The following is an 11,796-nucleotide window of genomic DNA, read 5'->3' as shown; positions in this document are numbered from 1 at the left end:
CGCCGGGCGGTTGCGGATTGTCTCGGATCGTTGCGGCGATTTCCTCGCCGAAGATGTCCTCGTAGCAGATGTCGGCCATCACCGGCTGATTGCGCACGAGGAACGGCCGTTGCACCGGCGCGCCGCGCGCGAAATCGCCGAGCGGCATCTTCATCAGATCGACGAACCAGCGAAAGCCCCACGGGATGAATTCGCCGAAGGGCACGAGGTGGTGCTTGTCGTAGTGGTAGATGTCGCGCGCGTTCGGCGTCACGCCGTACAGGCTGTTCGTGTAGTCGACGTACCGCCCGTCTTCGGTGACCGATGCCCCGACCGCGCCGAACAGCAGCGCGGAGCCCGTGCTGTCGCTGAACGTGCGCACCGCGCGCGCGAACGGTTCGGGCAATTCCTGGATCATCACGGCGATCGCCGTCTCGGGCGTGACGATCAGGTCGGCCGGCTTCGAGGTGATCATCTGCTGGTACATCCTGATCGCCGCGTCGATGCCCGCCTGTTCGAACTTGATGTCCTGCTTCACGTTGCCCTGCAAAAGCCGGACGGCGAGCGGCGCGTTCGCGGGCACAGTCCACGTGACATGCGACAGTGCGAGGCCGGCTGCGACGAGTGCGGCGGCGATGCCGGCGGGCGCCGCGGTGCGCAGGCCGCCGGCCGACGTCTTCCGTGCGGGCGCGGAACGGGCGGCGGCCAGCGCCTGGACGATCAGTGCGGCGAACAGCGCCAGCACCCAGCCGATGCCGTACACGCCGACGATCGGCGCGAAGCCGGCAAGCGGCCCGTCGACCTGCGGATAGCCGCTGGCGAGCCAGGGAAACCCGGTGAACAGCGTGCCGCGCAGCCATTCGCCGAGCGCCCACGCGCTCGCGAATGCGAACGCGCCGTGCCAGGTTGGCGAGAACGGGCGCGGATCGGGCTCGCGGCGATGCCAGGCATGGCCCGCGCAGAACGACCACAGGCCCGCGGAGAATGCCGGGTACAGCGACAGGTACAGCGCGAACAGCACGAGTGCGGCGCCCGCGATCGGCGCGGCCATCTCGCCGTACACATGCATGCTGATGTAGAGCCACCAGATGCCGGTGATGAAATTGCCAAAACCGAACGCACCGCCGGTAAGCGTGGCGCTTTTCCAGCTGCGGGTGTGTGTCAGCTGGGCAAAGAACCAGACGAATACCGCGAGCTGGAGCCAGCCGCCGTGCGGCATCGGCGCGAAGCTGAGCGTGTGGGCAGCGCCGGCGAGCAGTGCGGCGGGGTAATGCCAGCGCGGCAATGCACGGCCGAGTGTCGGGGAGAAGCGGCCGCCTGTCGGGCGGGACGGGATCGGTTCAGCCATGCAGTGCGAAAGGTGGTGAAGCGGTTGGAAAAAGCGGCGTGCGGCAAGCGGCGTGCGGCAAGCGGCGTGCGGCAAGCGGCGCGCGACTAGCAGTGTGCGGCAAGCGGTCAGCGGTGCGCACCGCCAGTCGCGCCGACCGCTGGCGCGCGGCCGGCGCGGCGAGACAAATGGCATGCGGCCAATGGCGTGCCCGGCGTTTCACTGCCCGAGGCGCGCGACCGGCCGCGCGCTCAGTCTTCGTGCGATGTCTCGGCGCGCCGGCTTGCGAGCGGATCGCGACGCACCAGCAGCACGTGGATCTGCCGTGCGTCGCCGCGCTGGATCTCGAATACGAGGTTGCCGAGGCGCAGCTTCTCGCCCCGATGCGGAACGCGTCCGAAATGGTGCGTGATCAGCCCGCCGATCGTGTCGACCTCGTCGTCGGGGAAATCCGTGCCGAACGCCTCGTTGAACTGCTCGATCTCGGTCAGCGCGCGCACGCGGTAGCGGCCGTCCGGTGCGGAGATGATGTTGCCGGCTTCCTCGTCGAAGTCGTATTCGTCCTCGATGTCGCCGACGATCTGCTCGAGCACATCCTCGATCGTGATCAGGCCCGCGACGCCGCCGTATTCGTCGACGACGATCGCCAGATGGTTGCGATTGACCCGGAAGTCGTGCAGCAGCACGTTCAGGCGCTTCGATTCCGGGATGAACACGGCCGGACGCAGCATCCCCCGCACGTCGAATTCCTCTTCCGCATAGAAGCGCAGCAGATCCTTCGCCAGCAGCACGCCGATCACGTTGTCGCGATTTTCCTCGTAGACCGGGTAGCGCGAGTGCGCCTTCTCGAGGACGAACGGGATGAAGTCTTCAGGCTTGTCGGCGATGTTGATCGCGTCCATCTGCGCGCGCGGCACCATGATGTCGCGTGCGCACAGATCGGAGACCTGGAATACGCCTTCGATCATCGACAGCGAATCGGCGTCGATCAGGTTGCGTTCGTGGGCATCCTGGAGAATTTCCAGCAGCTCGCTGCGGGATTCGGGCTCGGGCGAGATGAAGTCGGTCAGGCGCTCGAGGAGCGAGCGCTTTTCTTGCGGTTTGTCGGTAGATTTTCGACTGGGATACGAATCGTTCATGGTGGTGCGCCCGGTTGGTTCCCCGGGCGCGTGGTCGCGGAACTGGAAAGGATACACCAAGGGCATGGCACGACCGTGTCACGCCGGCCGAACGGCCGGGGCAGGCGGGCGAGCGGAACCCTGCTCGGGAACGGCGGCGCGCCGTCCTTGGGTTCCATCCTATCTCAGAAAAGCACGGCGGGGCAGCGGCGGCCAAAATATCGACCGTGCCGACGGTACGGTCTGGCGGCGCCGCGCTTCAGCGGCACCGCGCCAGCAGCGCCTCCAGCGCACGATCCGGAATGCCGCTCGCGCGCAGCGCGTCGACAGTGCGGCTGACGTAATCGAGCGTCGTCCCGTAGCGTCCCTTCGCACGGTCGAACACTTCCTTCACGACGTGATCCGGCAGCTTGCCGGTGTAGGTCGGCACGTCGCGGCGCATGACGAACGCGAGCGCCGTCACGCGTTTGCCGTTCGACAGGGAACATGGCAGCCACGCCGGCCGGTACGATCCCATCGGCATTTCCCGTTTCCACAGCGTCTCGAGGTGCGGCAGCGCGGTCGGGCCGGCGAGCCGGAATGCGATGCCGGTGCACGATCCGCCGCGGTCGAGCGCCAGCACGAGGCCCGGCTGCTCGGGGGTGCCGCGGTTCACGCGCGACCACAGATAGAGGCCGCGGTGATAGCCGTGCACCTTGCCGCACACCGCGTCGATGGTCGGCAGGCCCGGATTCCAGATCAGCGAACCATAGCCGAACAGCCAGAGATCCTGCTTGCCGTCCCAGTCGAGCAGCGTGTGCGCGAGCGACGCCGCGAGCTCGTCCTCGGTCAGCAACCGCCCTTCGCCGATCGGCGGCGGATAGGCGGGCGGGCACGTGGCAGCGTGGCGCATCGGTCGCGAACGGGGTGGCCGGTTACTGGTAGGGGTTCGGAAAGCCGAGCTTCGCGAGAATGTCGACTTCGAGGGCTTCCATTTCGGCCGCGTCCTCGTCGCTCGTCTCGTGGTCGTAGCCCTGCGCATGCAGCGCGCCGTGCACGAGCAGATGGGCGTAGTGGGCGACGAGCGGCTTGCCCTGGTCGTTCGCTTCCTTCTCGACGACCGGGCAGCACAGCACGAGGTCGCCGGCCACGATGCCGGGCACATCGTCATACGCGAAGGTCAGCACGTTGGTCGCGTAGTCCTTCTGGCGGTAGCTGTCGTTCAGCGCGCGGCCTTCGTCCTCGCCGACGAAGCGCACGGTCAGTTGCGCGTCGGTAAAGAGCGCGGGCGCGATCCATTCGGCGATCAGCTTGCGCTTGGGCAGCGCCTTGCGCTGCGCGCTCGTGATCTCGTCGCCGTACTGCACGGCGAGTTCGAGCTCGGGTTCATGATCCGGCGCGCCATCGTGGCCGATTTCCGGCGGCGCGGTCTCCGCGCCGACCTGCAGCGTCACGCTGTCGTAATGCTCGGGCCGCAGCGCAAGCGTCGCACGCATCGACGGGTCGGCATGCTGCGCGACGATCGCGACGGCCGCGTCGCCGGAGCTGTCCGACAGGTCGAACATCAGGCTGCGGCCATCGGGGAAGTCGATTCTCAGGGCCTGCGCATCGACAGTCTTGACCTTGCCCTTCGCGTCGAACAGCGAAAGACGGGGGATTGCCGGCGTGGCCTGGCCGGCCGTCGCGGACTTGCTGGAGCGGGAGGATTTCATGGCAGGAGAGGCGATTGGAACGCGATGAGGATACACCAAACGGTCGATCCCGCCCGAATTTGGTGCTCCGCCGCGCGCCCGAAAAAATGCCCGGCGCGCCAGACGGCGGCCGGGCCTTGCGCGACGCGCGGACGCGTCACTCGTCCTTGTGCTGCGCGTGGAACTCGTCGTACGCCTCGACAATGCGCGCGACGAGCGGATGGCGGACGACGTCGGCGCTCGTAAAGCGCGTCAGCGCGATGCCGCGCACGCCGCCCAGCACCTGCTGCGCCTCGACGAGGCCGCTCTTGTGGCCGCGCGGCAGGTCGACCTGGCTCGTGTCGCCGGTGACGACCGCCTTCGAGCCGAAGCCGATCCGCGTGAGGAACATCTTCATCTGCTCGGGCGTCGTGTTCTGCGCCTCGTCGAGGATGATGAACGCATGGTTCAGCGTCCGGCCGCGCATGTACGCGAGCGGGGCGATCTCGATCATCTGGCGTTCGAACATCTTCGCGGTCTTGTCGAAGCCGAGCAGGTCGTAGAGCGCGTCGTAGAGCGGACGCAGGTACGGATCGACCTTCTGTGCGAGGTCGCCCGGCAGGAAGCCGAGCCGCTCGCCGGCCTCGACGGCCGGACGCGTCAGCACGATGCGCTTGACCTGGTCGCGCTCGAGCGCATCGACCGCGCAGGCGACCGCGAGATAGGTCTTGCCGGTGCCGGCCGGCCCGATCCCGAACGTGACGTCGTGCGACAGGATCTGCTTCAGGTATTCGCGCTGTGCCGGCGTGCGGCCGCGCAGGTCGGCGCGGCGGGTGTAGAGCTTCGGCGCCGGCTCCTCGAGTTCGGCGTCGATGCTCTCGACCGGCTCGTCGAACGGGTGGTCGGGGTCGCCCCGGAACCGCACGTCGATCGCATCCTGGCGGCCGTTGCCGTTCGTGTGACGCACTTCGACCAGCGCGAGCTGGATGTCGTCGACCGACAGCGGATCGCGCGCGCGGTTGTAGAAGTCTTCGAGCGCGGTGAGCGCGAGCTTGGCGCCGCGCCCGCGGATCGCGATCCGGTGGCCGCGCCGCGAGAGCGTCACGTCGAGCGCCTGTTCGATCTGCCGCAGGTTCTCGTCGAGCGGGCCGCAGAGATTCGCGAGGCGCGCGTTGTCGTCGCGCGGTGCGGTGAATTCCAGTGCTTGGGCGTTTTTCAAAGTGGCGTCGGGCTCCGGTGGGACGTCAGTGCGTCGCGGCGCTCGCGTCGTCGTGCGTGAGCACGAGTTCGCCGCGCAGCGAGTGCGGATACGCATGATTGATCTTCACGTCGATCATCTGGCCGATCAGGCGCGGGTGCGAGGCGAGCGGCGCCGGGAAGTTCACGACCCGGTTGTTCTCGGTGCGGCCGGCGAGTTCGTTCGGATCCTTGCGCGACGGGCCTTCGACGAGGATGCGCTCGACCTTGCCGACCATCGACTGGCTGATGCGCGCGACGTTTTCCTCGATCGTGGCCTGCAGATGCTGCAGGCGCTTGAGCTTGACCTCGCGCGGCGTGTCGTCGTGCAGGTTCGCGGCCGGCGTGCCGGGGCGCGGGCTGTAGATGAACGAGAAGCTCGTGTCGTAGCTCATCTCGTCGACGAGCGCCATGGTCTTGTCGAAGTCGCTTTCCGTTTCGCCGGGGAAGCCGACGATGATGTCGGTCGACAGCGACAGGTCCGGGCGGATCGCGCGCAGCTTGCGGATCACCGACTTGTATTCGAGCACCGTGTAGCCGCGCTTCATCGCCATCAGGACGCGGTCGGAACCGTGCTGGACCGGCAGATGCAGGTGGCTCACGAGCTTCGGCACCTTCGCGTACACGTCGATCAGGCGCTGCGTGAATTCCTTCGGATGCGACGTCGTGTAACGGATGCGCTCGATGCCGGGGAGGTCGGCGACATATTCGATCAGCGTCGCGAAGTCGGCGATCTCGTGCGAGCCGGCGGTCAGCGCGCCGCGATAAGCGTTCACGTTCTGGCCGAGCAGCGTGACTTCGCGCACGCCCTGATCGGCGAGACCGGCGATCTCGGTCAGCACGTCGTCGAGCGGACGCGACACTTCGTCGCCGCGCGTGTACGGCACGACGCAGTAGCTGCAGTACTTGCTGCAGCCTTCCATGATCGATACGAACGCGCTCGGACCCTCGACGCGCGCGGGCGGCAGGTGATCGAACTTCTCGATTTCCGGGAACGTGGTGTCGACCTGCGCGCGGCCGCTGGCGCGGCGCGCGTCGATCATCTGCGGCAGCCGGTGCAGCGTCTGCGGGCCGAACACGAGATCGACGTACGGTGCGCGCGCGACGATCGACGCGCCTTCCTGGCTGGCGACGCAGCCGCCGACGCCGATCAGCAGATCCGGCTTCGCTTCCTTCAGCTCGCGCACGCGGCCGAGGTCGGAAAACACCTTCTCCTGCGCTTTTTCGCGCACCGAGCAGGTGTTGAACAGGATGATGTCCGCGTCTTCCGGGGTGTCGGTTTTTTCGAGGCCTTCTGAGGCGTTGAGCACGTCCACCATCTTGTCCGAGTCGTACTCGTTCATCTGGCAGCCGAAGGTCTTTACGTAAACTTTTTTGGTCATGGGGATGCGCCGTTCGCAGTGGTTGACCTGGGGGCGTCTCGTCAAGGGTGAATCGGGACGGCCGCCCGCCGCGCGGCGGGGATGCCAGCGTGTCGGGAGCAGCCGGGAAAGCGCTCTATTATAGCTTTTCAGGCTTTCGCGTCATGTTCGCGCACGGGGCATTGCGGCCCTGATTCGCGCGCGCCGGGCCGGTTTGCCGGGCGAACCGGTCCATCTGCGGTGCGGCCGCCGCTGCAACGCCGCAATGGCGTATCGAGAAACGCATTCCGCCGCGATGGTGATAACGGTGTGAGGATAACTTCGTTGGGTGGGGCGAAAGCGGGTGTTAGCGTCTCGTCATGCGCACGAACGGTGCGCGATCCGAAGTTTTATCCGGCACCCATCATTCGCAGGGCTTCATCGCAGCCCGGAGGCAACGCAATGCATTCATCCCTGGCGCTCGTGCGCGACGTATCTTCAGTCGATTCCGGTTCCGGCGATGCGGCTCGTGCCGCGGAATCCGTCTCGTTCGACGCGCTCGAGCAGATCGTCGGCATCAATCTCGCGCGGCTGCGCGCCGAGCGGCAGCTTTCGCTCGATGCGCTCGCGCGTCTGTCCGGCGTGTCGCGCGCGATGCTCGCGCAGATCGAATCGGCGCGCAGCGTGCCGTCGATCAAGGTGCTCTGCAAGATCGCCGCCGCGCTGAAGGTGTCGGTCGCGGCGTTTCTGCGACGCCATGCGGTCAACGGCTTCGAGCATCTGGCGGCCGAGCGTGCGCCGCGCGTCGTCAGCTCGAACGGTCGTTTCTCGGTGCGCGCGCTTTATCCGGAGGGCGAACCGGCCGCAGCCGAGTTCCACGAACTGCGGATCGCACCGCTGCATACCGAGCCGGGTGTACGCCGGGCGCCGGGCACGACGATCAATCTCGTCGTCAGCGAAGGCACGCTCGAAGTGCGCGTGCACGACCGCCGCCAGCTGCTCGCGACGGGCGATGCAATCGTGTTCGACGCCGACCAGCCGTACAGCCTGCGCAATCCGGGCGACGGCGACGCGCGCGCGTTTCGTGTCACGTTGAATCCCGAGACGCCGCCGCGCTGGCTGACGCCGGATGCGCGCGCGGCGAGCCCGCGCAGCCTTTAGCGCGAACCGGCCGCGGCGCGCGCGGTTGCGGCATTAGACAGTGTATTCAGTAGGGTTTTGTGCGAGGTTTGCAGCGCCGCATGTGCGGCTGTTGTATGCTTTGCCCGCCGGTTTTGCCGGCATCAGTGCGTCTTCAGGGCGGGGTGAAAGTCCCCACCGGCGGTAGGTCGGCGAAGGCCGGCGAGCCCGCGAGCGCCCGCGCCTCATGCGCGGGGTCAGCAGATCTGGTTGAATTCCAGAGCCGACGGTCATAGTCCGGATGAGAGAAGATGTGCAGATAGTCAGGTTCGTCAGGGCCGTTTCGCGTCGTGCGCGAAATGGATGCGTGCTGTCTGTTTGCAATGCCCTGAAACGTTTTTCGCCCAATCGAATTGAATTGCGAGGAGCGTTTCACATGTCCTTTACGTCCCCTTCGTCGGCGTTCGCCGATGCCTTCGCCGATCTTCCGCTGCTCGATTCCGAACCGGTTCCGCCGCGCATTGCCGCCGCGCTCGACGCATTGCGCGCAGGCCGCGCAGTCGTACTGCAGGACGACCACGACCGCGAGAACGAAGCCGACCTGATCGTTGCCGCCGAACGCATCACGCCCGAGACGATGGCGCTGCTGATCCGCGAATGCAGCGGGATCGTCTGTCTGTGCCTGACCGACGAAAAGGTGCGCGCGCTCGAACTGCCGCCGATGGTGCAGACCAACGAAAGCCGCAACGGCACCGCGTTCACCGTGTCGATCGAGGCGCGCGAAGGCGTGCATACCGGCGTGTCGGCCGCCGACCGCGTGACGACGATCCGCGCCGCGATCGCCGACGGCGCGAAGCCGCATGACATCGTCCGTCCGGGCCACGTGTTTCCGCTGCGCGCGCAGCAGGGCGGCGTGCTGGCGCGGCGCGGCCACACCGAAGGCACGGTCGACCTGACGATCCTCGCGGGATTGAAGCCGGCGGGCGTGCTGTGCGAACTGATGAATCCGGACGGCACGATGACGCGCGGCGACGATGTCGAGCGTTTCGCGAAACAGCACGGGTTGCCGATGCTGACGATCGCGGAACTCGTCGAATTCCGCGAGGCGCTGGCGGCTGCGCGCGAGCGTTGCTGCGAACCGGCCTGAATGTGGCGTGAGCAAGCGCGTTCACGCGCGCCTGACACGGCGTGCGCGAAACCGGGCACGCCGGAGCGGCCCGGTTCGGCCTGAATGAAAGTCAGGACTGCACGTCGCCGAATTCGCCGCGCATGCCGGCTTCGACGAGCGCCGGCAGTTCGTCCATCTTGCGCATGATCCGCGTGATCCCCATCGCGCGCAGCGCGTCCGCGTAGTTGTCGGGGATGTGGCTGGCGCCGACGAACGCAATCGTCTTCATCCCTGCGGCACGAGCGGCATTCAATCCCGATACGCTGTCCTCGACGACGAGGCAGCGCTCCGGCGTCACGCCGAGCGTGTGTGCCGCATGCAGGTAGACGTCGGGATAGGGCTTCGGCCGCGGCACCTGCTCGGAGCTGAACACGCGCTCGCCGAAGATCTCGGTGAGCGACGCGCGTTTGAGCGAGTTGCGCACCCGCGCGAGGCGGCTGTTCGACACGACGGCCGCCGGCAGGCTGACCTTCAGCAACGCGTCGCGCACGCCCGAGATCGGCGCGAGCGATTGCGCGAGGCCGGTTTCGATGTTGTGTTCGATCGTCTCCAGGAAATTGTCCGGCATCGCGATGCCGTAGCGCGTCTCGAGCCCGGCGAGAAAGCGTGACGTCTGCTGGCCGAACGCGGTCTTCGCGGCGGACGCGAAGTCGATGTGCGGGAACGTGGCGGACAGCGTGTCGAGCAGCACGCGGTCGGCGATGACTTCGCTGTCGACGAGCACGCCGTCGCAGTCGCAGATGAGGTGATCGAGCATGGTTCGGAGAAGTTCGGGCGTCGGCGACGCGATCAGGCGCCATGATACGTGCTTTGTCCGGCCATCGCGTGACGGTCGGTCGTGACCGGCGGCGTTGCGGTGCAGGTGGCCGCGGCCGAGGCGCACGGCGGATGTGCAGCGGGTTTTTCGCCTCGGACGCCCGTTGAACGGCATGCGCCGGGCGAAAAAAAAGCCCGCGACCGGTGCGCGGGCGGGTTCACTTCTGCGGTTCGGCGAACCGCGTCAGTGTGCGTGCAGCGACAGATACAGCCACGACGCGAGCGAGCCGCCGATGATCGGACCGAGCACCGGAACCCACGCATAGCGCCAGTCGCTGTCGCGCTTGCCGGGAATCGGCAGCAGCGCGTGCACGATGCGCGGCGAGAGGTCGCGTGCGGGGCTCATCGCATAGCCGGTCGGGCCGCCGAGCGAGATGCCGATGCCGAGCACGAGCAGCCCGACCGGCAGCGCGTCGAGCGCGCCGAGTCCGACCTGCGGCGCGGCGAGATACAGCACGCCGAGGATCAGCACGAAGGTGCAGATCGCTTCGGTCAGCACGTTGTGCGTGACGCTGCGGATCGCAGGCGCGGTGCAGAACACGGCGAGCTTCAGATCCGGATCGGCTTCCTTCGCGAAGTGCTGGCGATAGGCGAGCCACACGAGCAGCGCGCCCGCCATGCCGCCGAGCATCTGCGCGGCAATGTAGCCGCCGACTTTCGACCACGCGAACTTGCCCGCGAGCGCGAGGCTGATCGTGACGACCGGGTTCAGGTGCGCGCCGCTGAACGAGGCGGTCACGTAGACGGCGACGAATACTGCCATCGCCCAGCCCATCACGATCACGATCAGGTCTGCGCCCTTGCCCTTGGTCTTGGCGAGCAGCACGTTCGCGACCGCGCCGTTGCCGAGCAGCACGAGGATCGCGGTGCCGATGAATTCTGCGAAATAAGGTGACATGTGTGTCTCTCGTAGACCGCGGCGGCCGCGCGCGCTGCGCGGTCCGCCGGCGTTTTCATTGTTGTATTGAGGATTCCGGGCGGCCGCTTATTGAGTATCGTCGGCCCACGCCTTCGCGGCGCGCACCGCGCGCTGCCAGCCGGCCATGCAGTGCTCGACCTGCTCCTTCGGCATCGACGGCGAGAAGCGGCGATCGAGCTGCCACTGGCTGCGCACTTCGTCGATATTCTTCCAGTAGCCGATCGCCAGGCCGGCGAGGTAGGCCGCGCCGAGCGCCGTCGTCTCGGTGACCTGCGGGCGCACCGCGTCGACGCCGAGCAGATCCGCCTGGAATTGCATCAGCAGGTTGTTCGCGCTGGCGCCGCCGTCGACGCGCAACTCGCCGATGCGGATACCCGAGTCGGCCTCCATGGCCGCGAGCACGTCGAGCGACTGGTACGCGATCGCATCGAGCGCCGCGCGCGCGAGGTGGGCGGACGTCGTGCCGCGGGTGACGCCGAACAGCGAGCCGCGGGCGCGCGGGTTCCAGTGCGGCGCGCCGAGGCCGGCGAATGCGGGAACCAGGTACACGCCGTCGGTGTGCGGCACGCTTGCCGCCAGCGCCTCGATCTCCGCGGCGTTCTTGATGGTGCCGAGGCCGTCGCGCAACCACTGTACGACCGCGCCCGCGATGAAGATGCTGCCTTCGAGCGCGTACTGCACTTCATCGCCGATCTGCCAGGCGATCGTCGTGACGAGGTTGTTCTTCGACTCGATCGGCTTGTCGCCGGTGTTCATCATCAGGAAGCAGCCGGTGCCGTAGGTGTTCTTCACCATGCCGGACGTCGTGCACATCTGGCCGAACAGCGCGGCCTGCTGGTCGCCTGCGATGCCCGCGAGCGGGATCTTCGACGCGAACACGGTCGTCTTCGTGTGACCGTAGATCTCGGACGATGCCTTGACTTCCGGCAGCATGCTGCGCGGAATGTCGAGCAGTTCGAGCAGCTCCGCATCCCACTCGCGCGTGTGGATGTTGAACAGCATCGTGCGCGAGGCGTTCGACACGTCGGTCACGTGCAGCTCGTGCTTCGTGAAGTTCCAGACGAGCCAGCTGTCGACCGTGCCGAACGCGAGCTTGCCCTGCTGCGCCTTGTCGCGCGCGCCGGG

General features: G+C 67.1%; 11 protein-coding genes and 1 riboswitch. Of the genes, 2 read left to right on the top strand and 9 right to left on the bottom strand.

Annotated elements, in window-relative coordinates; genetic code table 11:
- The 6 genes from lnt to miaB all read right to left on the bottom strand — a co-directional run.
- On the bottom strand, nucleotides 1–1,327 hold a 1,327-nt coding region (gene lnt, locus KH616_RS13715; RefSeq protein WP_292245303.1), incomplete at its 3' end, for an apolipoprotein N-acyltransferase.
- Between the two features lie 230 nt (nucleotides 1,328–1,557).
- Nucleotides 1,558–2,445 carry a transporter associated domain-containing protein gene (locus tag KH616_RS13710; RefSeq protein ID WP_292245301.1) on the bottom strand — a complete coding sequence of 296 codons (888 nt, stop codon included), beginning with the start codon at nucleotides 2,443–2,445 and terminating at the stop codon, nucleotides 1,558–1,560.
- Nucleotides 2,446–2,683: 238 nt separating this feature from the next.
- The gene (locus KH616_RS13705) at nucleotides 2,684–3,316 is read right to left on the bottom strand and encodes a gamma-glutamylcyclotransferase (protein WP_292245299.1); all 633 of its coding nucleotides are present in this window, start codon (nucleotides 3,314–3,316) and stop codon (nucleotides 2,684–2,686) included.
- Between the two features lie 22 nt (nucleotides 3,317–3,338).
- Nucleotides 3,339–4,115, bottom strand: coding sequence for an rRNA maturation RNase YbeY (ybeY, locus tag KH616_RS13700; protein WP_292245297.1), 777 nt, complete (start codon nucleotides 4,113–4,115; stop codon nucleotides 3,339–3,341).
- Nucleotides 4,116–4,251: 136 nt separating this feature from the next.
- Nucleotides 4,252–5,292 (bottom strand): PhoH family protein, encoded by a 1,041-nt coding sequence (locus KH616_RS13695; RefSeq protein WP_292245295.1) that lies wholly within the window; start codon nucleotides 5,290–5,292, stop codon nucleotides 4,252–4,254.
- Between the two features lie 25 nt (nucleotides 5,293–5,317).
- Nucleotides 5,318–6,691 (bottom strand): tRNA (N6-isopentenyl adenosine(37)-C2)-methylthiotransferase MiaB, encoded by a 1,374-nt coding sequence (miaB, locus tag KH616_RS13690; protein WP_292245293.1) that lies wholly within the window; start codon nucleotides 6,689–6,691, stop codon nucleotides 5,318–5,320.
- A gap of 420 nt (nucleotides 6,692–7,111) precedes the next feature.
- Between miaB and KH616_RS13685 the strand changes: the two genes are divergently transcribed.
- A complete protein-coding gene (locus KH616_RS13685; RefSeq protein WP_292245291.1) occupies nucleotides 7,112–7,810 on the top strand; it encodes an XRE family transcriptional regulator in 699 nt (232 codons plus the stop codon).
- A gap of 125 nt (nucleotides 7,811–7,935) precedes the next feature.
- Nucleotides 7,936–8,085, top strand: a riboswitch (FMN riboswitch).
- A 119-nt stretch (nucleotides 8,086–8,204) separates the two neighbouring features.
- Nucleotides 8,205–8,915 carry a 3,4-dihydroxy-2-butanone-4-phosphate synthase gene (gene ribB, locus KH616_RS13680; protein WP_292245290.1) on the top strand — a complete coding sequence of 237 codons (711 nt, stop codon included), beginning with the start codon at nucleotides 8,205–8,207 and terminating at the stop codon, nucleotides 8,913–8,915.
- Nucleotides 8,916–9,006: 91 nt separating this feature from the next.
- Here the strand turns inward: ribB and KH616_RS13675 are convergent, their stop codons facing one another.
- The 3 genes from KH616_RS13675 to glpK all read right to left on the bottom strand — a co-directional run.
- Nucleotides 9,007–9,693, bottom strand: a complete 687-nt coding sequence (locus tag KH616_RS13675) for an HAD family hydrolase (RefSeq protein ID WP_292245289.1) — start codon at nucleotides 9,691–9,693, stop codon at nucleotides 9,007–9,009.
- A gap of 243 nt (nucleotides 9,694–9,936) precedes the next feature.
- A complete protein-coding gene (locus KH616_RS13670; RefSeq protein WP_292245288.1) occupies nucleotides 9,937–10,650 on the bottom strand; it encodes an MIP/aquaporin family protein in 714 nt (237 codons plus the stop codon).
- Nucleotides 10,651–10,737: 87 nt separating this feature from the next.
- The coding region (glpK, locus tag KH616_RS13665; protein WP_292245286.1) for a glycerol kinase GlpK at nucleotides 10,738–11,796 on the bottom strand (1,059 nt) is incomplete at its 5' end.

The organism is Burkholderia sp. (genome assembly GCF_018375725.1).
Taxonomy (GTDB): Bacteria; Pseudomonadota; Gammaproteobacteria; order Burkholderiales; family Burkholderiaceae; genus Burkholderia.
The sequence above is the reverse complement of the archived record's forward strand: the minus strand, read 5'-3'. Positions and strand labels throughout refer to the sequence as shown.